The sequence below is a fragment of the Indolivaga capnocytophagoides genome (genome assembly GCF_036511535.1).
GTDB classification, from domain to species: Bacteria; Bacteroidota; Bacteroidia; order Bacteroidales; family Dysgonomonadaceae; genus Dysgonomonas_A; species Dysgonomonas_A capnocytophagoides.
This window is the reverse complement of the sequence record NZ_AP028867.1, coordinates 2698178-2720851: the sequence shown is the minus strand read 5'-3', so window position 1 is coordinate 2720851 and position 22674 is coordinate 2698178. Positions and strand designations below refer to the sequence as shown.

The 22674-nt window shown below is 39.9% G+C and carries 16 protein-coding genes; 7 read left to right on the top strand and 9 right to left on the bottom strand.

Features of this window, described 5'->3' with window-relative positions:
* Positions 1 to 11: 11 nt before the first annotated feature.
* Together AABJ51_RS10995 and AABJ51_RS10990 are read right to left on the bottom strand one after the other, a co-directional pair.
* Positions 12 to 1964 (bottom strand): RagB/SusD family nutrient uptake outer membrane protein, encoded by a 1953-nt coding sequence (locus AABJ51_RS10995; RefSeq protein WP_338372572.1) that lies wholly within the window; start codon positions 1962 to 1964, stop codon positions 12 to 14.
* Positions 1965 to 1976: 12 nt separating this feature from the next.
* The gene (locus tag AABJ51_RS10990) at positions 1977 to 5033 is read right to left on the bottom strand and encodes a SusC/RagA family TonB-linked outer membrane protein (RefSeq protein WP_338372571.1); all 3057 of its coding nucleotides are present in this window, start codon (positions 5031 to 5033) and stop codon (positions 1977 to 1979) included.
* Positions 5034 to 5968: 935 nt separating this feature from the next.
* Here AABJ51_RS10990 and galK point away from each other — a divergent pair.
* From galK to AABJ51_RS10965, 5 genes are all read left to right on the top strand, one after another.
* Positions 5969 to 7114, top strand: coding sequence for a galactokinase (gene galK, locus AABJ51_RS10985; protein ID WP_026626087.1), 1146 nt, complete (start codon positions 5969 to 5971; stop codon positions 7112 to 7114).
* Positions 7115 to 7399: 285 nt separating this feature from the next.
* Entirely contained in the window at positions 7400 to 7864 is a 465-nt protein-coding gene (locus AABJ51_RS10980) for a DUF4494 domain-containing protein (protein WP_026626088.1), read from the top strand.
* Between the two features lie 81 nt (positions 7865 to 7945).
* On the top strand, positions 7946 to 8614 hold the full coding sequence (locus AABJ51_RS10975) for a YggS family pyridoxal phosphate-dependent enzyme (RefSeq protein ID WP_026626089.1): 669 nt from the start codon (positions 7946 to 7948) through the stop codon (positions 8612 to 8614).
* Between the two features lie 129 nt (positions 8615 to 8743).
* On the top strand, positions 8744 to 9685 hold the full coding sequence (locus AABJ51_RS10970) for a hydrogen peroxide-inducible genes activator (RefSeq protein WP_026626090.1): 942 nt from the start codon (positions 8744 to 8746) through the stop codon (positions 9683 to 9685).
* Between the two features lie 96 nt (positions 9686 to 9781).
* The gene (locus tag AABJ51_RS10965; protein WP_338372570.1) at positions 9782 to 10147 is read left to right on the top strand and encodes a DUF488 domain-containing protein; all 366 of its coding nucleotides are present in this window, start codon (positions 9782 to 9784) and stop codon (positions 10145 to 10147) included.
* Between the two features lie 2 nt (positions 10148 to 10149).
* Here the strand turns inward: AABJ51_RS10965 and AABJ51_RS10960 are convergent, their stop codons facing one another.
* The gene (locus tag AABJ51_RS10960; RefSeq protein ID WP_338372569.1) at positions 10150 to 11325 is read right to left on the bottom strand and encodes an MFS transporter; all 1176 of its coding nucleotides are present in this window, start codon (positions 11323 to 11325) and stop codon (positions 10150 to 10152) included.
* A gap of 314 nt (positions 11326 to 11639) precedes the next feature.
* Between AABJ51_RS10960 and AABJ51_RS10955 the strand changes: the two genes are divergently transcribed.
* Together AABJ51_RS10955 and AABJ51_RS10950 are read left to right on the top strand one after the other, a co-directional pair.
* Positions 11640 to 12344, top strand: coding sequence for an SAM-dependent methyltransferase (locus AABJ51_RS10955; protein WP_338372568.1), 705 nt, complete (start codon positions 11640 to 11642; stop codon positions 12342 to 12344).
* Positions 12345 to 12486: 142 nt separating this feature from the next.
* A complete protein-coding gene (locus AABJ51_RS10950; RefSeq protein WP_026626094.1) occupies positions 12487 to 12831 on the top strand; it encodes a P-II family nitrogen regulator in 345 nt (114 codons plus the stop codon).
* Between the two features lie 252 nt (positions 12832 to 13083).
* Here the strand turns inward: AABJ51_RS10950 and AABJ51_RS10945 are convergent, their stop codons facing one another.
* From AABJ51_RS10945 to AABJ51_RS10920, 6 genes are all read right to left on the bottom strand, one after another.
* Positions 13084 to 13578: a dihydrofolate reductase gene (locus tag AABJ51_RS10945; RefSeq protein ID WP_026626095.1), complete on the bottom strand. Its 495-nt coding sequence runs from the start codon at positions 13576 to 13578 to the stop codon at positions 13084 to 13086.
* 7 nt (positions 13579 to 13585) lie between these two features.
* Positions 13586 to 14368 carry a nucleoside triphosphate pyrophosphohydrolase gene (gene mazG, locus AABJ51_RS10940; RefSeq protein WP_338372566.1) on the bottom strand — a complete coding sequence of 261 codons (783 nt, stop codon included), beginning with the start codon at positions 14366 to 14368 and terminating at the stop codon, positions 13586 to 13588.
* Positions 14365 to 16392, bottom strand: coding sequence for a protein-disulfide reductase DsbD family protein (locus tag AABJ51_RS10935; RefSeq protein WP_338372565.1), 2028 nt, complete (start codon positions 16390 to 16392; stop codon positions 14365 to 14367). Before AABJ51_RS10935 ends, mazG begins: the two co-directional genes overlap by 4 nt.
* A 528-nt stretch (positions 16393 to 16920) precedes the next feature.
* Positions 16921 to 19530: a xylan 1,4-beta-xylosidase gene (gene xyl3A / locus AABJ51_RS10930; protein WP_338372563.1), complete on the bottom strand. Its 2610-nt coding sequence runs from the start codon at positions 19528 to 19530 to the stop codon at positions 16921 to 16923.
* Between the two features lie 57 nt (positions 19531 to 19587).
* The gene (locus AABJ51_RS10925; RefSeq protein WP_338372562.1) at positions 19588 to 21636 is read right to left on the bottom strand and encodes an alpha-glucuronidase; all 2049 of its coding nucleotides are present in this window, start codon (positions 21634 to 21636) and stop codon (positions 19588 to 19590) included.
* Between the two features lie 44 nt (positions 21637 to 21680).
* Positions 21681 to 22649 (bottom strand): glycoside hydrolase family 43 protein, encoded by a 969-nt coding sequence (locus tag AABJ51_RS10920; RefSeq protein ID WP_434781367.1) that lies wholly within the window; start codon positions 22647 to 22649, stop codon positions 21681 to 21683.
* Between the last annotated feature and the right edge of the window lie 25 nt (positions 22650 to 22674).

Genomic DNA, 22674 nt, shown 5'->3' with positions numbered 1-22674 from the left:
AGTAATGAATCTTAATATCCCGGATTTTGATAAGCTTTTATTTCTGCTTCGCTCATATTCATAGCATCAAGTTGCCCTTGAGGAATCGGACGTAAATAGAGATAGGGTTTTATATCTCTGGTTACTTTCACCGCTGTGTGGTTTCCGACTGCTGTTCCGCATATTTCATAAGATGCAGCTATTTCGCTCCATGTCTGAGTGCGTACAAGGTCGTGCCAGCGATAACCTTCGCCGAAAAATTCACGAGAACGTTCTTCCAGAATGTACTCTATAGTAATCGTCGTAGGAGTGGCTGCAGTCATAGCTGCGCTGTTGTCCTGGGCTTTTGCTGCATTTCCATTATTGCTCCAACGCCATACTCCGGCACGGGCACGCAATACATTAACCAGTTCTCGGGCACTTTTTCCTGCCTTAACGGTAGCTCCTTTTACCGCGGCTTCTGCAGCGATAAGATACAGTTCCGAGAATTTAGCAACAGGGAAAGGACGTGTAATACCTCCATTTGGCTGTCCTAGTCCTGTTCCGTTGTCAGTACGGTAAGTTCCTATCTTCCATAAATTAGGGTATGCATATCGGCTTATGCCCTTTGGTGATATCACATAATCGGCACGTCCCGGCAATATACCTGCTCCGATATTGCTCTTATAAACGGAATTGGAATAATCAATAGAACCGCTTGGCTCATCATCAAGGAAGGTAAGTATAGCGTCTCCCGGATATACTTTTAACCCGTTGGCATTGTATAAGAATTCGTTTTTGACACCGCCTTTATTCCAGTTTCCACGGAATGAAGTAACAAATGTTCCGTCGTATCTGGAGTCGTTTGTTTTATCTGCGAATGTTTTGGTTACAACATCAATGGTCGGAGCCATACATTTCCATGGACGTCCGTAGGCTTGAGCAGCTTCACGTTGAACAGAACGGATTTTATCTCCCGACCAATCTGCGTTTTGAGCACTTTCAACAAATGTATAATCCCATGTAACCATCCATGCTGCAAAGTTTCCGGGAGAAGAACCTGTATTGTAAGAGTGGCTCGATCCATCGTAATATTCGCTCGATTCTGTATGGTCTGCATATAGCAGCATTTCTTTATTACGGTCGTTTTGAGCCAGATTCACATCGTAAAATGTTGTCTGAAGACCATATGATCCAGGATTCTCAATAGCTGTAGTGGCTATATCGTATGCTTGCTGGAAGTACCATTTGGCATCGTGCCCATCCGGATCGGTTCTTGTTGTTTCGGGATAGGTTGGTATGTTTTTAGGATTTTCAAGCCACCAGCCGTAAGTCAGATACGCTTTTGATAGAAATAACCGGGCTGTTGTTTTTGTAACTCCTCCTGTAATACGGCCGCTTTCGGGCAGATCGTTTATTGCTGTAATCAGGTCGGGGAATATTGCTTTGGTATATACCTCCGGGACAGTGTTACGGACGGAAGATCTGGACGTGGATGTGTTGAACTTCAATTCACCCGATCCTAAATCCAACGGCACACCGCCAAAAGTCTGAACCAGCATAAAATAATAGAATGAACGGAAGAAACGGGCTTCGGCTATCAGCGAATTTGGTATCTCCTCTACAGCTGCGGCATTTTCTATAATTCCGCTGGCGGTATTGATATTGTTATATGAGTTGCCCCACAAAACATCCGAACGGCTGCTGCTGGCTGTCAAAGATCCTACACCCGAAAGGTCTGCATCTTTGTAATTACCGTCTGCCCCGTGGCCGTAAGTGTATTCATCAGTGCCTGTTTCGCAGATGTTAAGCCAGTAGCCATTACCATAAATGTAACGCAATCCGGCGTATAGAGATGTGACTCCACCTGTAACACCGTCTTTTGTTTTAAAGTAATCGGGGGTGAAGATACCTCGGGGTTCTTCGTCCAGCACATCGGAGCATCCAATAAAAAAAGATGCTAAAAGTATTGTTGCAATATATTTTTTTATATCTATTCGTTTCATAATGATCTTTTTTTAGAATGTTACATTTAAGCCGATCAGGTAGTTTCTTGTGGCCGGAGTGTTAGTCCCGATAACAAGCAGACGTTCCTTGTATGATGCTACTGCTTGGTTTTCGTCTCCATAAGAGTTTGTTTCAGGATCCATACCCGATTCGTCATGATATGGAGAGAACAGTACAAACGGATTCTGAACCGTAGCATATACTCTTAGTTTTGTAACACCTAGTTTTTTTGTCAGATCCGGTTTAAAATCATAACCCAGCGTTATCGTGCGTACTTTTAGGTACGAAGCATCAAAATAACCGAGTGTGCTGCCATATTTCGGATTATTGCTGCTTTCTATTCCTCCCGGTTTAGGATATTTTGCTCCGGTATTTTCGGGTGTCCAATAATCAACTTTCACATTGTTTCGGCGTCCGGTAAGCATATTGAGGTATCCGGCGGATGAATAGAGGGTACTGATCAGCTTACCTCCACTTTTGAATGCTCCTACTATGCTCAGATCGAATCCTTTGTATCCTACACGAGTGTTGAATCCTCCCTGAAAGTCGGGATTCACGTCTATGATCTGTCTGTCGTCTGCATTGATTTGTCTTACAGGCGAACCATCTGCATTGTATTCTCCCGTATATTTTACTTTTATCATACCTGCATTACCACCCGGTTCGAGAATGTCACGGTATTTGTCGCCTTCCTGCCATAGACCAACTTTTTCGTAGTCGTATATAACATCGATAGGATGACCTACAAACCACCAGTTATTTTCGTCTCTTGTTTGTCCCGAAGCTAATGATACCAGTTTGTTTTTATTGGCATATAAGTTTACTCCCAGATCCCATGTCCATCCGTTGAGGTTGTCGAGAATAGTTCCGTTCAGAGAAAGTTCAAACCCTTTGTTCTGCGATTTACCTACATTAGCCATGTAGCTGCCTACTCCTGATGTAGAAGGAAGATTGACACTCAGTAAAAGGTCTTTTGTATTCTGTACATAGTATTCGACTGTACCGGATAGCCTGTTGTTGAATAGAGAGAAATCGAATGCGTAATTCCACGTTTCGGAATACTCCCATCCCAAAGATGGATTTGGTAATTCCGATACATAATATCCAACAGAGTTGGTATCTCCGAAGTTGTATGGCCGCGTTCCTAGAAGTCCTAATGTTTTATAAGAAGGAACCGATTGATTGGATGTTTGCCCGTATCCTACTCTTACTTTCAGGTTGTCGAGCCAGTTTACGTTTTCCATGAATGATTCTTTCTGTATATTCCATCCGGCTGAAACAGCAGGATAAGTGTGCCATTTATGTCCGGGAGCCAAACGTGATGATCCGTCCGATCTGAAAGCTACGCTTAGCATATAACGGTCGTTGTACGAATACATGGCACGTCCCATCCACGATGTAAGTCCGCTTTTATAATACCCTTGATAATCGGGGTTTACTACTATTTCTTTAGTCGCATGTCCTAAATTATAGAATTGGAATGCATCCGAAGGGATACCTGTGGCAGACATATGAGAACTATTATAGCTTGTTTCTTCTGCCGAGTACAACGCAACTACATTAAGCGAGTGTTTTTCTGCGAAAGTGCGGTCGTAAGTCAGCAGGTTCTCTACAGTCCATTGAGTTGTATGAGAATTAGATATAGCTGCTGATGAAGGGTTGTCGGGAGTGGAATTGAATACGCCTTCTCCGGTATAGTTTCCGGTGTTGTTCTGGCGGTAGTTCAGTCCGATATTTATTTTGTATTTTAATCCCTCAACTCCCGGTATCTTAGTTTCTCCATAGATCGTGTTGTATGATCCGAAAGCTCTTGTCTGGTCTATCCATTTGTCCCCTAGTGCATCCACAGTTGCTCTGGAATATACCCAATGCTCGTCGTTAGACATTTTTACGGTTCTTTTCCATGTTCCATCGGCGTTATACGGATTAGATATGGGGGTTGTACTCAGGGTGGTGTATACTCCGAGGTTTCCGCCATTAGATACCGCATAGTTATTGTTGGTGATAAATCCGAACTTCAGATATTTGCCAACTTCCTGATCCAGAGTTCCACGCATAGAATAGCGGGTGTAATTCTGACTTGGAAGCAACGATTCGTCACGATAGTATCCTACGCCAAAGTTATAACTGCCTTTTTCAGTTCCGCCTAAAACACTTAAGTCGTGATTGGTTACCATGCTGTTTTTATATAGCAGGTCTTGCCAGTCGGTATTTACATTGTTGTCTTCGTCTACTCCATTCTGAAACTTATTGGCGTATTCACGGAGTTTTACGAATTCATCGCTGTTCATCATCGGATATTTCGCAAAAAGAGTTTTTAAGCCTACATATCCGTTGTACGAAACTTGAGCTTTTGCTCCTACCAGACCTTTGTTGGTAGTGATAAGTAATACACCGTTGGCTCCACGAGAACCATAGATGGCTGTAGCAGAAGCATCTTTCAGGATGTCGATACTTTTAATGTCATTCGGATTGATATCGCTCATTGATCCCGCAAAAGGAATTCCGTCTAATACGATCAAGGGGTCGTTACTTGCATTAAGCGAGCGTGTTCCACGGATACGGATCTGCATCGAAGATCCCGGTTTTGATGATGTCTGAGACATATCTACCCCGGCAATACGTCCTTGCAATGCCTGAGTGATATCAGATGCCGGAACTTCCCTTATAGCTTCATTTTTGATAGAGGCTACTGATCCGGTTACGGCTTCTTTGCGCTGTACGCCATACCCTACAACCACCACTTCGCCTAGTAGTTGAGTATCTTCTTCGAGTATGATCGATAAAGATGTTTTGCCCGCAACACTAACGGTTTGTGTTCTGTACCCCATAAATGAGATCGTGAGTGTTGCTTTGGGTGATACTTTTAATGTGAAATTTCCATCGAGGTCGGCTATGATGCCGTTACTTGTACCCGTTTCGGTGATACTTGCCCCTACAACAGGCTCTCCTGATACGTCTTTAATTACTCCCTTTATTGTAACCGTCTGCGACATTGCCAGCAAAGGGATAAAGGACATCAGAATAATTAAGGTAACAATTCTGTAATTGATGATTTGTTTTTTCATAAAATCATAGGTTAAAAAATTAATTGTCTTTTTAGATAAACCAGTTTTGCTTTATAGACAGGTGAATCTTTTTTGATGAAAACAGTATTCTCTGTTTCTAACGAGGTCAGCTTACCGATTAGGATTTAAGATTAAGCAGTTTCGATTAATTGTCAGTCTTGATCAGTCTATAATATAAGGCAGAGGGTTTTGTTTCTGTATTATGGTTGATGTGAATTCATATTGATAGAATGATTACCGGATATAAGGCTGTGAAATACAAAAGGAATTTTCATGGTTTAAATTAGATTAATGGATATAGATTTTGAAACGGATATAACTGAATGTAAAATTATCAGAATAAGTATTCTTTCGATATTGCTCATGTAACATATATTGTTTTTGGTGTAACATGTCTTTTGATTTTGTAACATATTTAGTTGCGTGTGTTTCATTCGGGAAGTGGAAGCCGCTGTTTGTCTTTATTTATCAATTGTGGCATGTCGGTTATTTTTGAATTTATCTATACAGAAAGAGTAACAATGCCTCCTGCTTAAAAAGTGTTCTTTGAAATCAATTATAAGCAAACACAGGCACAGAAGCTGATTGAAATGAAAAAGGAGACATTCGAAAGTTTGCATTGAGTTTGTAACCTTTGTAACCTTTTTCAAAGAACTGAAAAATGAAGAATTAAAAATACCCATTGATTACTGTTTATTGATCATTATTCATTAATCCAGTTACTTTTGTAACCTTTTCGAATTAAATGTTTGAAAAACAGGATTTAGATTGTCTCTTCTTAATGTTGATAGATTAGACCGGAATATATCAAAAAGAAGAAATGTTCGTTAAAAGATTAAAAAACTTACCAAATGCACGGAAAATGCTGTCAGGTACGGAAATAAGTGTTAATTTTATAACCTTAATAAAATATTCATTTATTATAATTATAAACCATGGAAACTAGTGTCATTGTAGAAAAATTTAAATCCCTATTCGGAGAAGGTGGACAAATATATACATCTCCCGGTCGTATTAATCTAATTGGAGAGCACACCGATTACAATGGAGGATTCGTTCTTCCCGGGGCTATTGATAAAGCAATGTATTGCGTAATCAAACCTAACGGAACAGAAGACAGAGTTAGAGCTTATGCTTTAGACCTCGAAGAAATGGACGAATTCGGCTTGGATGATATTCCGATCAAACAATGGGGCAAATATATATTCGGCGTTTGTCATGAAATGATGAAACGTGGAGCAACAGCCATCAAAGGGTTTGATTGTGTCTTTGCCGGTGATGTTCCTCTGGGTGCAGGTATGTCTTCTTCTGCAGCATTGGAGAGTTGTTTCGGATTTGCACTGAACGATATGTATAATCTGGGTTTTGACCGTTTCGAATTGGCGAAAATAGGACAGGCTACCGAGCACAACTATGTAGGAGTGAAGTGTGGTATCATGGATCAGTTTGCGTCTTGTTTCGGTAAAGAAGGTTCTTTGATCCGTTTGGACTGCCGTTCATTGGAGTACGAATACATCCCTTTCAATCCTAAAGGTTACCGTTTGGTTTTGATCAATACTTGCGTTGCTCACGAATTAGCTTCTTCGGCATATAACAAACGCCGTGAGTCTTGCGAAAACGCAGCGTCTTACATACGTAAATATCATCCAGAAGTAGAGTTGTTGAGAGATGCTACTTTGGATATGTTGAAAGAAGTTGCTAACGAAGTAAGTGCCGAAGATTATATGCGTGCTGAATTCGTTATCGAAGAAATACATCGTATGGGTGAGGCATGTGATGCATTGAAACGTGGAGACTACGAAACTGTAGGTAAGAAAATGTACGAAACACACATCGGGCTGAGCCGTAAATACGAAGTTAGCTGCGAGGAATTGGATTTCTTGAATGATGTGGCACGTCAGTGTGGCGTTTCGGGTTCACGTGTTATGGGCGGTGGTTTCGGAGGATGTACCATCAACCTTGTAAAAGACGAATTGCATGACGGTTTCATTAAACGTGCGACTGAAAGTTACGAGCAGAAATTCCGCATCAAACCTAAAGTGTATGATGTAGTTATCAAAGATGGTGCTCGTAAACTATAATAGATAAAAGAGGCTGAAGTCCGGTTGATAGACGGCTGGTCTTGAGTAATAAATTTTATTTATGAAAGAGAATGTAAATATGTAAATATTTGCTACTTTTGTTTCAGAAATAAAGCTCTCTGTGGGTAGAACTTGTTTTATTCGGCAGAGAGCTTCTTTTTCAAAATAACTCTAAATAATTAGTAACAGCAAGTATTTAATGACCTGTTTCAGAGATATAACTCTCTTTCGTTGTTATGCTTGGTGAATTAATAAATAGGTCTAAGATCTTAAAAGTATAATTGTATGTACAACTGGTTTGAATGTAAAGTGTCTTATGAGAAAACAATGGAAAACGGGACTCAGAAAAAAGTAACCGAACCTTATCTGGTAGACGCTTTATCATTTACAGAAGCCGAAGCCCGTATCATAGAAGAGTTGAAGCCTTATATCGCCGGTGAATTTACCATTGCTGATATTAAGCGGGCTAAACTGGCAGAGCTTTTCTTTAATGAAAACGGAGATCGTTATTTCAAAGCGAAAATTTACTTCATCACCCTCGATGAGAAAAGCGGTACTGAGAAGAAAACGGCAGCACAGATGCTTGCTCAGGCTTGTGATATCAGAGAGGCTTTGGAAGTAGTAGAAAAAGGTATGGTAGGTACTATGGCCGATTATACAATTGCGTCATTGACCGAAACAGCATTGATGGATGTCTTCCCTTATTCGACAGATGATAAAGGCAAGATAGACTACAAGAAAGAAGAGTAAGATCTCTAACTTTTTTGTTCTATAATCTGAGAAGTTGGACAGATATAGGCTGCTGCGAATCAGAAATATATATATAAGAAAATGAGTGTTGCGAAAAATTTAGATAGGATAAAGAGTCAATTGCCTGAAAATGTAACTTTGGTAGCTGTGTCTAAATTTCATCCGAAAGAAGCTTTAGAGGAAGCTTATAATGCCGGTCAACGGATTTTTGGAGAGAGTCGGGTTCAGGAGCTTGACGGTAAAGTTAAAGATTTGTCATCCGATATACAATGGCATCTGATAGGGCATCTGCAAACCAATAAAGTCAAATTTATTGTTCCCTACATCGATACGATACAAAGTGTTGATAGCTGGAAAATATTATTTGAAATAAATAAGTATGCTGAGCAAGCCGGACGAAATATAAAGTGCCTGCTTGAAATAAAAATAGCACAGGAGGATTCTAAATTCGGATTGAGTTTTGACGATTGTCGAACTCTGTTGAGAGATCAGAATTGGAAAGCTCTGCGATATGTACGGATTTGCGGACTGATGGGTATGGCAAGCCTGACTGATGACGAAGTCCAGATCCGAAAAGAGTTTAAGTCTTTAAAATCTTTCTCGGATGAACTGAAGTCTTCATTCTTTTCCGATAATCCGGAATTTTGCGAAATATCGATGGGTATGTCGCACGACTATAAAATAGCAGTAGAAGAAGGTGCCACCATTGTGAGGGTGGGAACATCTATTTTCGGAGAAAGGGAGTATTGAGTACTGAACTTTTTATCTATGGTTAAGTAAGAGTAAATACAATTGGTAGTTGTCGTATAGATGAATTACCATTTAAATATTGATAATACGTCATCGAGGGTATACCTGGTGAGAATATTTTATCGCATTATGAACATACAACAGTTAGAGTATATTATTGCAGTAGACAATCATCGTCATTTTGCAAAGGCTGCAGAGGCGTCATTTGTGACTCAACCTACTTTGAGTATGATGATTCAAAAGCTGGAAGACGAATTGAGCGTAAAGATATTTGATCGCAGCCAGCTGCCCGTACAGCCGACTCCGATCGGTGTGCAGATTATCAATCAAGCTCGGGTGATTGTATCTCAGGTAAAGCAGATAAAAGAGATAATTCAGGAAGAGAAAGGCATTGTGAAGGGTACTTTCAAATTAGGAATTATCCCTACAATCGCTCCTTATCTTTTGCCTAAGCTGATGTTGATGCATGAGGAAAATGGCTATGATATAGAGCTTGTCATTGAAGAGACAACAACAGGTCAAATTATAGACCGCCTGTTGAACGGGTCTTTGGATGGAGCTATTTTAGCGACTCCTCTTAAGAATGAAAAGCTAAAAGAGCATCCCATATATTACGAACGCTTCTATGCGTATGTTTCTCCTCGAGAGACTTCCTTGTATGCAAAGAAGGAATTGGACGAAGAAGATTTGAATATAAATAAACTTTGGCTGCTGGAAGAGGTGCATTGTTTCAGAAGTCAGATATTGAGAATATGTAACCTGCGAAAACGTAAGAGTTCTCATACTTTGTTTACATATGAGGCCGGGAGTATCAATACGCTTATAAACATTGTGGATAATAACAGCGGATTGACTATTATTCCGGAAATGGCTATTGAACAGCTCAACGAAAAGCAGAAACAGAATATACGTCCATTAAAAGATATATGCCCTGTGCGTGAGATAAGCCTTGTTACCCGCAAAGAATTCCTGAGGGAACGTGTTTTGGGTATAATTATAGATGAGGTGAAAAAGGCTGTGCCTCCTGCATTACTGAATCAGGATCTGAAAAAATTTGTAGTAGATATTTGACTGCTGCTAAAAATATAGATATGAGAGAGGGAAGCTGTAAACAGTTTCCCTTTTTTCTTGTTATAACCGAGAACACACGATTAAACCTGCAATGTTATGACTGAAATAAGACTGAAGCGAGTGTATGACGAGTTCGACGAAAGTGATGGTTACCGCATCCTGATAGATCGCTTATGGCCAAGAGGTATAAAAAAGGAGAATCTGAAACTCGATTTGTGGGATAAAGATATAGCTCCGTCTACCGAATTGAGAAAATGGTTCCACTCTGATCAAAGTGGTAACTGGAATGAATTTGTTGTTCGTTATATCGCAGAACTCAGAGCTACTAATGCCCTTCCGGAGCTTGTTGAAAATATTAGGGGAAAGAAAACCATTACTTTGCTATATGGAGCCAAAGATCCGAAGCATAATCAAGCTGTTGTGCTTAAAGACGAATTGAAGAAAAGGGTTGACCCTGTATAGAGTTATCGCAACCTTTTCTTCTCGAATACCCTTTTCGATATAAGGATATAAATAATGCTGCTTAACACACATAAACCTGAAGCTACAAGAAACAGTGTTTCGAAAGAATATATCCCCGATATATATCCGCCGACAAGCATACCGAGGGCTAGTCCTAAATCAAAACCTACGAGGTAGGTCGAGTTTGCTGTACCTCTCTGGTTGTTTTCCGCCATATTGATATATAGGGTTTGTAAAGCCGGAAACATCATTCCGAATCCGATACCGATAAATAGCCCGGAGATGCAAAAAGCGGCGATATTATGTATCAGAGCAAAACCAAAGAATGATGCTGCGACAATAAGCATTGAGGATGTATTTACCAGATGGATATGTCCTTTGTCAACCATTTTGCCGGAGAATATACGGGAGACAATAATTCCGCCGGCCCAAAACAGAAAGAATATTCCGGCATTCGGTATTGATATCTCTTTGCCATATTGGGCAACAAACGGTCCTATTGTACCCCATGCAAAACTCGGCAGTAGTTGATTGAGGAAAATAGGCCATGCAGGAATCAAGAAGAATCGGTCGAAAGAAAGCTTCTGACGTTCTACTTTAGGTCGTTGAGGAGCTTTGATCAGCATTACTGCTATAATACCTAATATGCCCATGGATATGGCGCAATATAGCAATGTCTGGAAGCTATATGTTTGGTAGATATGTATAGCGATAAAAGGTCCTATAGCCATTGCTACATTCATGAAAGTGCCGTAATAACCGATCCCTTCGGCTCTGCGTTCGGAAGGAACAAGGTCTATCGCCAGCGTGCTGGAAGATACAGTGGATAATCCCCACATGACCCCGTGCATAAACCGCACAATAACGAATATAAGGATTGCAGTAGCATAGAAATATCCTACAAATATAGCTACATAACAGATGAAACTAAGCAGCAGCACTTTTTTTCTGGAGTATAGATCGACAATATAACCTGAGAATGGACGAATAATAAGTATAGCTATTGCATAAGATGCTAAAACGATACCGGTTTTAGTTTGAGGAACTCCCAGTTTTTCGGTTATATAGAGAGGTATAGAAGGCATCAGCAGGTTAAACGAGCATGCCATCAGAAAGTTTGCAATACATACATTAAGATATCCCCATGTCCAAAGTCTGGGGGGCGAATTAGTCTCCATTATTGTACATCTATTTAAGGTCGCAGACCTATTTGTTGTTTTAGCAAGTATAACAATCTTAGTTCGTTATAACTTGGAAATATATGGTTATATGCCTTTGTTTACTTAATTGGCTGGCAAAGAGTATTCTGTGATCAAACCTATAAATACAATGCTTTGCCGCTTATTTTATCTTTACTATATAAGTGAATATAAAAGACCATAAATGCTCTAACAACTAATCATACGTTTTGTTTGCTACCGAAGTGCGAAGATAAATAATAAATAGGTCTGAAACTTTAAAAGATGTACTTTTGTAAAAAATCTGAATTTATATGCAAGCAGCTCTTTATCTTATACCTGTTACTCTGGGAGAGACGGAAATAGATCGGGTATTACCATCCTACAACAGAGAAGTAATACTTGATATTAAATATTTTATTGTGGAAAATATAAGATCGGCACGTCGTTTTCTAAAAAAGACAGAGCCGACAATTAATATTGATGAACTGACTTTTTTCGAACTGAATAAACATACTAACCGGGATATGCTGGAACAATATCTTGAACCTTTGGAAAGAGGCTTTTCCGTTGGAGTTATTTCTGAGGCAGGCTGTCCGGCTATCGCTGATCCGGGAGCTGATGTCGTCGCTATAGCTCAGCGTAAAAAGAGGAAGGTTGTCCCGTTAGTAGGTCCGTCTTCTATTTTAATGGCTCTGATGGCTTCGGGTTTTAATGGACAAAGTTTTGCCTTTCATGGATATCTGCCTATTGATGGATCTGAGCGGATCAAGAAGATCAAACAATTAGAGCAGCGGATATTCAGTGAAGACCAGACTCAGATATTTATTGAAACTCCGTATCGTAATACCAAGCTGATAGAAGACTTTATTAAAACTTGTGGTTCTTCGACTAAATTGTGTGTTGCTATGAATATTACATGTGAAGAAGAATATATCAGAACTTTACCCGTAAAAAGCTGGGCAAAGCATATTTCGGAGATAGGTAAATATCCTTGTATATTCTTGATTTATAAATGATATTTGTGAAATTTAGTTTGTCTTTTTGACTTATTTGTTTGATTTTTTATTGTCAAAATAATATTTTATGATACGTATTGTTTCTTTTTGTAAAAATATATCTATATTTGTATTCGAAAGTGATACTTAAAAATTGAGAGTTATGAAAAAGATTGAAGCAATTATTCGTAAATCGAAATTTCAGGAAGTAAGAGAAGCATTACGTGAAGCCGATATTGATTTTCTATCTTGGTGGGAAGTAAAGGGGCAGGGTGATGCTAAGCAGGGTCTTATCTTTCGGGGTATCGCTTATGATATAAATGCAATAGAGCGCATTCATTTATCATTTGTAGTTCGGGACATTAATGTCGATAAGTCTATTGATGCGATATTGAAATCTGCTTATACAGGAGAAAGTGGAGATGGACGCATTTTTGTTTCAGAAATAGAACAGTCTATCCGAATAAGGACGGGCGAAAGAGGGGATGAGTCTTTGTATAATAAATAGCAAAGTATAATAAAAAGGTCACCGGCCTTATTTTGAGTTAATTAAGGTAGTGTTGTTTTAGGTGTGTATAAGAGTATTAGGGCATATGGACGGTTGTATTTATTGGTTAGGTTTATGTTTATGAAGGTTCAATAAGGTATTTGCAAGGTTCGCTTAATCTTTTTATCACAGCCCGAAGTATTCCCGAAATACTCATTTTATTAGGTTATATGTTTAGTATAGGCAAGTTTCGCAGTTTGGAATTTTGATCGGTTACTGCTTTTGGTAAACTACGAAACTATGATCATATTGGTTTTTCTCATCAGCCTTATTCTCTGTACGTGAGATCTCTTTCCATACATTTGTGTCTATTTTAGGAAAGAATGTATCGGCCTCTTCGAAAGCATGATAGATATAAGTTATATATAATTCGTCCGAGCTATCCAAACAATCATTATATAATGTAGCTCCTCCCATGATGAAGACTTTGTCTTCTCCCTCAATCGCTTTCTTGACCTCAGCTAATGTCGAAAATACTTCGCATTTATCTAGTTTTAACCCCTCCTTTCGACTTAACACTATATTGCGTCGATTGGGTAATGCCCCATTGGGAAGGGATTCGTATGTCTTGCGTCCCATTATGACAGTATGCCCTAGAGTTGTTGTTTTGAAGTATTTCAGATCATTTGGAAGATGACAAAGCATCTGGTTATCCTTGCCTATGGCATTATTTTCGTCAATAGCGACTATCATTGATATTTTTGTCATTCTTCCTTTAGTTAAATTTCTTTGCTTCTTCCCAAAGAGTATCCATTTCCGCTAATGTCATATCCTTCAGATTTCGACCTTGTTCTTTAGCTTTCTGTTCGATGTAATTGAATCGATTGATAAATTTTTGGTTGGTACGTTCGAGCGCATTATCCGGATTTACCTTATACAGACGAGATGCATTGATCAGGCTGAAAAACAAGTCGCCGAATTCGGCTTCCATTTTGTCAGAGTTCATTTGTGAGATTTCAGTTTCAACTTCATTGATCTCCTCTTTCACTTTTGTCCAAACATCCTCTTTCTGATCCCAGTCAAAACCGGCATTACGAGCTTTGTCTTGTATGCGGTGAGCTTTTGCTATCGAAGGCAATGAAGCCGGAACTCCTTCCAGAACTGTTTTATTACCTCCTTTTTCTTTTAACTTGAGCTGCTCCCACGATTGTTCTACTTCTCCGGCAGTTTTAGCAGCATCGTCACCAAAAACATGAGGATGTCTGTATATCAGTTTGTCGCAAAGAGAATTGCAAACATCTGCTATATCGAAAGCCTCTTTCTCTTGCCCGATCTGCGAATAAAAGACAATATGAAGAAGCACATCTCCCAATTCCTTCTTTATCTCCTGATTATCGTTTTTGATAATAGCTTCGCAAAGCTCGTAGGTTTCCTCTATTGTATTTGTGCGTAAGCTTTCGTTCGTTTGTTTGGCATCCCATGGGCATTTAACCCGTAGTTCATCCATGATATCAAGTAAACGACCGAAAGCCTCTAGTTTTTGTTCTCTAGTATTCATTTTTTTTCTTTTCCAAAGTTGTCTAGTCCTGTTTTCAGAAATTTCAGGTATTTATCAACATCTTCATCATAAGCGTATGATGGCCCGATCGGTTTGCCTTCATTGTCAAGTAATACGTAATACGGCTGAGAGTTTGTCCCAAACTTATGGCGTTGCAGGTAACTCCATTTGTCGCCAATGGTTTTGAGTTTGGATGTTTTACCGTTTTCTTCTACTTCGATTATTTCGGGCAGCTTTTCTTTATCATCAACCATCAGGGTTATTAATACATAATCGTTTTCGAGAGAATGTTTAACCCTTGGGTCTGTCCATACAGATGCTTCCATCTTGCGGCAGTTAACACAGCCATAGCCGGAGAAGTCTATCATTACAGGCTTATTATTCTTACGTGCATATTCCATACCCGCTTCGTAATCATCAAATTTGGCATGAACGGTGCCGTCATATAAATTAAAGTCCTGAGTGAAATGCGGCGGTGTGAAGGCACTTACAGCTTTTAGTGGTGCGCCCCATAATCCCGGAACAAGGTAGACCGAAAATGATAGAGATATAATAGCTAAAAATAAGCGGAAGACCGAAATGCTTTTCAGATCAGTATCGTGGGCAAACTTAAGTTTACCAAGAAGATATAAGCCAAGAAGGGCAAATATGACAACCCACAGAACGATAAATACTTCACGGTCTAAGATTCCCCATTTGTAAGCAAGATCTGCAACCGAAAGGAATTTCAATGCTAAAGCAAGTTCCAGAAATCCTAAAACTACTTTTACGGAGTTTAACCAACCTCCCGATTTAGGCATATTCTCAAGCCACGATGGAAATATTGCAAACAAGGAGAAGGGTATAGCCAGCGCAACTGCAAATCCGAGCATACCGACTGCAGGAGCAACCATACTGCCTGAACCTGCTGCCTGAACAAGTAGTGTTCCGATAATAGGTCCTGTACATGAGAATGATACCAATGCAAGTGTAAATGCCATGAAAAATATGCTGACTATTCCGGTTGTCGAATCAGCTTTCTGATCCATTTTGTTTGTCCATGACGATGGGAGAACTATCTCAAATGCCCCTAAGAACGAGATGGCAAAAACAATGAGCAACGCAAAGAATATCAGATTGAATATGGCACTTGTCGATAAATCATTTAAAGCACTAGCTCCGAATATACCAGTTATAAGTAATCCTAAAGCAACATATATTATTATGATACCAATACCATAAGTTAGTGCGTCTTTAATAGCCTTACCTCTGTTTTTCTTACTTCGTTTCAGAAAGAAACTTACAGTCATAGGAATCATCGGCCATACACAAGGGGTAAGCAATGCAAGTAAACCACCACCGAATCCGGCTATAAATATCCAAAACAGAGATTGGTTGGAAGTATCACCTACCGCTCCAAATGCTTTGACTTCCTCTATAACAGGTTTCCATAGTGTGGCTTTATCCACAGGTGTTGCATTTTCTGAGATTTGTGCCTGACTTGTTGTATCTGTTACATTTGTAGATATAGAATCAGAGGTTGCGTCTGCTGCCGTGCTTGCTGTTCCCGAAGCATTAAGCGTTGCAGGCAGGTCTCTGCTAGAGAAACTAAATTCGACCGGTATAGGAGGTGTACATTCTCTGTCATTACAAGCTTGAGCCCGTATATCTCCTTTTAATGAAAATTTCGCCTTATCGGTGACTTTGAATCGTTGGATAAAGGTTGCGGACTTTTCAAAAAAGCCGATTTCCATTTCAAATACTTTATCGAATTCACGGTGAGCTTTCGTGTTGGCATGAAACTTTCCAACGGCAGTTGCCCCTTTGACCTCATCTATGGAGATACCCGTAGGATAGGGGCCTCCATCCGGAATTTGTGTGTCATACAAATGCCATCCCGCACTAATAACAGCATCAGCTACTAATTCTATTTCACCATTGCCTTTGTCTTCTATTTTGAATTTCCAGTTGACAGGATTCTGGGCAAAAGTTGTACCGACCCAAAGTGATAAAAATGCTATCACTGCAAATACACTTCTTTTCATAAGCTTTATCTATACTGAACCTTAAGTTATCGAAACTACAAAGGTAATAAATGCTGTAATACCATTCTGATAATTAACTATTATTGTTATTATTTTTTATGCGAATTGTTTATCAATTATTGATTGGTCTTTGTGATTTTTTTGTCTTTGCTGTTTTTCAGTTTTTTATAACTGAAAAGGTAACAAAAGTAACAAGATCAATCAATAATTATGAATGTTATTTTTAATTCTCCATCCATCATTATTCATTTTCTAAAAAGGTTACAAAAGTTACACCGAATTTGCACTTTTTTTATTGTTACCCTATTTCCTCACGTTCAGATTTTCTCTAATTTTTCCCTCTATTCAAAGAACTTTTTTTAATAAAAGAGCTAATGGCTCCAAAGAACTCTTTCTGTTCTATAGATAAAAAAGAATGTATCCACATTCAATAAAAAGGGATAGATAAGAATTTTCTTATCTATCCCTTTTAAGTAAGTGAAATTATTTTAATGTTATACTAGCAAAGTAATAGATAAGTTCGCTATCTTATCTTTCAAATTGAATATCCACAGACTGCAAATCAGAATCTTTAGATGATTTTCCGATCAGCAGTTCAAAATCACCTGATGGAGCATCTAACGATTGAGTCTTTTCGTTCCACCAAACCAGTTGCTTTCCTGATAACTCGAATTTGATGTTTTCGGTTTGACCCTTGTCTATATTTACTCGCTTGAAGGCGCGAAGTGTTTTTGTAGGGCCATCAGCATCTCCTTTCTTTTTCAGATATACTTGTACTACTTCATCTCCGGGCATTTGTCCTGTATTAGTAACCGGAATAATCAGCGTAACCATTTCTCCACTTTTCTGTGATGTTCTTTCTACTTTAGCTTGTCCGTATTTGAATGTTGTATAACTTAATCCGAATCCGAAAGGGAAAAGAGGATCTTCTTTCATATACCGATAGGTACGTCCTGTCATATTATAGTCCTCGAAATCGGGCAGCTGTGCTGTGTTTTTGTAGAATGTAACGGGTAAACGCCCTGCTGGATTGTATTTCCCGAATAAAACATCGGCTACGGCTTGCCCTCCTGCCTGTCCCGGATACCATGCCTGAAGTATAGCATCGCAGTTTTCTATTTCTGGAACCAGTCCGATAGGGGAGCCCGAACAATTAACAAAAATGACTTTTTTCCCGGCTTCCTTTAATGCCTTGATAAATTCTCGTTGAATAGACGGCAGTTCTATGTCGGTGCGGTCTCCTCCCCTAAATCCGGGAAAATCGACACCCATTTCTTCTCCTTCTAATGATGGAGATATACCTCCGGCAAAGATTACAATATCAGCATTCTTTACTTTATCAATCGATTTCTTTATATCGGCATCTTCTCTGATTCCCAGATCAAAATTGAGCTGAGCATCACTGTTGAAGAATCTGTAGGCTATTTCAATATTGTATTTTTCTCCGGCTTTTACCTCCATGCTGTAAGTATCTTTGCGACTACCGTGTCTGTTGGCAAAATCTTTGACTTTAACTCCATTGATATACAGATCAACGTATCCGTAGGCATAAAAATCGAAGATAACTTCTCCGCTTTTATCGGGAGTAAATGTCCCTGTATATTTTGCTGAAAAATCAGTCAGGTTTACTTCCGGAGCAAACACGGTTGCCCCCGATGTACAAAAACGGAAGGGTGTGGTAATTTGTTCAGTTGTTACAGGCGTCCCTGAGAAATCGACATTATTCCAATAACGAGCAGTGAATCCTTTTCCTTTTTCGTTGGAGCATTGATCAAATACGCTTCTTATAATGGTGTTTTCAACCAGATTGCATCCTTGTTCGTAGATGAGATTTCCTTTGTTTGACAGAGCCGAGCGTATACCATCCAGAATGGTTATCGTACGGGGAGGGGTTCCGTTGTAATTTCCCCATTGCATAACAGAATCATTGGCATTCGGGCCCATTACCGCAACCGAAATATTGTTTTTTAATGGCAATATATTGTTCTTATTGAGCAGCAAAGTCATCGATTTACGAGCCATATCAAGGGCTATATCGTTATGCTGCTTGGATGCTACTACCGAATAAGGTATATTTGACCACACAACATCTTTATTATTATCCATTTCTCCTAACTCGAAGCGAGCCTTTAGTAAACGTTTTACTGATACGTCGAGATCAGATTCATTTATATATCCTTTCTTTACACTCTCGATAAGAGCTTCGTAACTCGAACCGCAATCGAGATCCGTACCGCTTAATACTCCTTCGGCGGAAGCTGTTGCCGCATCTGAATGCGTTTCGTGCGCTCCCTTTCTGTAGAAATCGGCTATAGCTCCGCAGTCGGCAACAACGATTCCATCGAAGCCCCACTTCTCACGTAAAATCCGGCTTAGCAAACGGTTACTGCCGCAACAGGGTTCATCTTCGAATCGGTTGTATGCACACATTACTTCCCTTACATTTGCATCTTTTACAAGGGCTTCAAAGGCAGGAAGATATGTTTCGTACAGATCACGGGGCTTAATGTCTTTAGCGTTGAAAGAATGTCTGTTCCATTCCGGACCCGAGTGCACAGCAAAGTGTTTAGCACAAGCGTGTATTTTGTCGTATTTTCCATCTTTAGGACCTTGTAATCCGTTTACTGCAGCAACTCCCATAATACTTGTTAGATAAGGGTCTTCGCCATACGTTTCTATACCCCGTCCCCAGCGTGGATCTCTGAAGATATTTATGGTAGGAGTCCACATCGTTAAGCCTTGATATCGGGCATAACTGTTTTCCGATGAGTAACGGGTATGTTTTGCCCGTGCTTCGTCCGATACCGCATTGAATACTCTGAAAACAGCATCGTTGTTAAAGGTTGCTGCCATTCCTATGGGCTGGGGGAATACAGTCGCTAAGCCTGCTCTGGCAACACCGTGTAAAGCCTCGTTCCACCAGTTGTATGGCTTGATTCCTAATCGTACTATCGGTTTTGATGCATCTTGCATGAGTGAAACTTTCTCTTCAAGCGTAAGCCGTTTGATGAGGTCATCCACTCGTTGGTCAAAACTTAGTGCCGGATTTTTATAGGCTTCATTCTGTGCATTGAGACACAACGGCAGTATCAATGCGATAGCAATAGGTATTACTTTTGTGAATATGTTGTTTTTCATGCTGTTAGAAATAATAGTTTACATAAGATTAAGAATTTAATAAAAAGGTCTGAGACCTTAGTTGTGATGTTTCATGTCGAGTTTAATCTTTTTCAGATCGTCCAATTCATGTACAGGACGTTCTATGTCATAAGGTATCGGTTGTTTCGAAAATGTTTGAAAGTAAAGCAGACAGGCGTCTTTCCACCATACAGCATCACGGGCTTGTATCTTTAGCTTCGATTGCACCTCTCTGAATCGTTGCGTATCGATATAAGGTTCTGTCTGATCCCAGATTTTCTGGTATTCACGCACGGTTTTTACTCCTGTATCGTATTTATAACATAACTCATCCCAAAGGGTTTTTCCATCTTCCATCTGATAATTCCATGGTACGTGATGAAACCAAAGAAGCAGGTTTTCTGGACATGTCTCTATATTTCCGTATATCTTATTTAGCGGAGAAAAATATTGAGATACGGCATTGCTGCCTGTTTTGGTTCTGTCGAATCCTATTCCCGTGTTATCTGCATTATGGTAATACACCGAAGTCCAGTCTTTTCTTCCGGCTTCGGACAGCCACGGTTGAGGTCCGTAATGGTGTCCTTCTGCAAAGATGTGATGAATACCCAACGGCATCATGTAATCAACAACAGCTTCACGTGATGTGAGCATCATTTCTTTTACCGATGTAACAAAGTTTTTATCATCGGTAAATGTCATTCTGATCCATTCATCTGCTATTTCTTCGGATGACAATTGATGATTCCAAGCTAGCCTGCCGAATGCGTACCAGTTCGATTGAGCAAAATGATGTCCGCACCAATTGGCATCTTCCCCGATGTTTGCGACAGCGGATATGGCGGTTACTTTTGCCGGACGTAATGTCCCGTCTGTCAGTTTGGCTATTGTAGAGCCTGCTCCATTGGAATATGTGTCGCTGTCTAGTGTTTCTTTGAATAATGGAGCCAGATATGCTAAGTGGTTCGAAAATCCGAGGTATTCTTGAGTAATCTGAAATTCTATCATCTCGGGAGTCTTACGGAGGGCTCCGAATAGAGGATTGAATGGCTCGCGAGGTTGAAAATCGATAGGACCGTTTTTGATCTGTATAATTACATTGTCATGGAACTGTCCGTCCAGGGGAACGAACTCAAGATAGGCTTGCTTAGCTCTGTCTTCGTCGGAAGGACTGTATACAAATGCCCTCCACATGACTATGCCGTTGTAAGGTTTCAAGGCATCGGCTATCATATTAGCTCCGTCGGCATGTGTTCGTCCGTAATCCTGAGGACCGGGTTGTCCTTCCGAATTTGCTTTGATCAGAAAACCTCCGAAATCGGGTATCAGTTTATATATTTCTTTTACTTTGTTTGCCCACCATTGCTTAACTTCGGGATTCAGAGGATCGGAGTCTTTTGTCCCTCCTAATATTTTAGGGGAAGAAAAGTTTACCGACAGATATACTTTCAATCCGTAAGGGCGGAAAATATCGGCTAAGGTTTTCACCTTATTCAGGTATTCGCCTTTCAGTATATCGGGTGATGCGTTGACGTTATTCAATACCGTAGCATTAATCCCTATTGATGCATTTGCACGTGCATATTCTTCGTAACGGGGTGAAACAGTATTGGGCAGCTCGTCCCATTTCCATAGAGAATAACCTGCATATCCACGTTCAATAGTCCCATCAAGGTTGTCCCAGTGGTTTAAAATGCGGATATCGAAAGATGGCTTCTCCGTTAGGTTTATATCGCTCAGATTTGCTTTAGTTGTCTGGAGTCTGAGTAGATGGAAAGTTCCATATAAAAGCCCGATCTCCTGAGCCGAAGTGACTGTAATCAATTGCCCGTTGCCTTTGATTTCATATCCGTCTTTTAAGGCTTTGAGCTTTTTATCTATCCTTAATTCTACTCTCTGCCCTGTCCAATGCTGGTTCAGTTCTTTCAGGGCAACGGATATCGTTGCTCCCGATTGTTTTGATGTTGCTTTTTGCTCTGTTTGTATGTTATTTCTGTTTGTCGGATAACGCAGCCACAATTGGCTACCATCTTCTGCCGGTAGAATGGATGGTAGCACAACCATGAAAAACAAACAGTATATATATTTAAGATTAATCGTGTTCATCCCTTTAGCGATTTTCGGTTATTAAATTTTAGAGATCTAAGACCCTATTTCTCTATTCCTTCTATCATTTTTATGGTTCCGTCCGCATTGTATTCCAGTTCAACAACCTTCATACTGCGTAACCATGTTTTACCATCGGATGGAACACAATCGTGATGGAATAAATACCATTTTCCGTTATATTCAACTATACTGTGGTGGGTAGTCCACCCGACAACAGGTGTAAGTATCACTCCCTGAAAAGTGAATGGTCCATACGGATTATCTCCAATCGCATAGCATAAATTGTGAGTATCTCCTGTTGAATATGAAAAATAATATTTTCCGTTGTATTTATGCATCCAGGATGCTTCAAAAAATCGGTGTTCGGTATTTCCCTGAGTTAGGGGTTTTCCATGCTTATCCAGAATGAGCAGTTCTCGAGGTTCTTCTGCAAACTCAAGCATATTGTTGCTCAAACGTGCTACTTTTGCAGACAAGGCTGGCTCGTTATCCCCCGGAAAAGCAGCTGATTCCAAAGCTTTATTATTTCGGTAACGTTGAAGCTGTCCCCCCCAGATACCTCCGAAATAAATATAATATTCACCATTGTCTTCGAATACGCACGGGTCGATACTGTAACTGCCCTTTATCGGATTTTCCTGTGGAACGAATGGCCCGTATGGAGTTTCACTGACAGCCACTCCCAGACGGAAAATATCGGTCTTGTCTTTCATCGAAAAATACAAATAGTATTTCCCGTTTTTACAAGCTACATCATTATCCCACAATTGTCTGCCTGCCCAGGGAATATCTTCCACTTTGAGAACGACTCCATGATCCGTGATTTCTCCGTCAATATCAGAAAGAGAGAATACATGGTAATCTTTCATATTGAAATGATCGCCATTGTCATTTTCGGGTACTCCGCTTTCCCAGTCATGAGACGGATAAATATAAATTTTACCTTCGAACACGTGAGCCGAAGGGTCAGCCATATAATCTTGAGGAAATAAATATCTTGATTTTTTCATGATAATGTGTTTTATAATCAGAGAC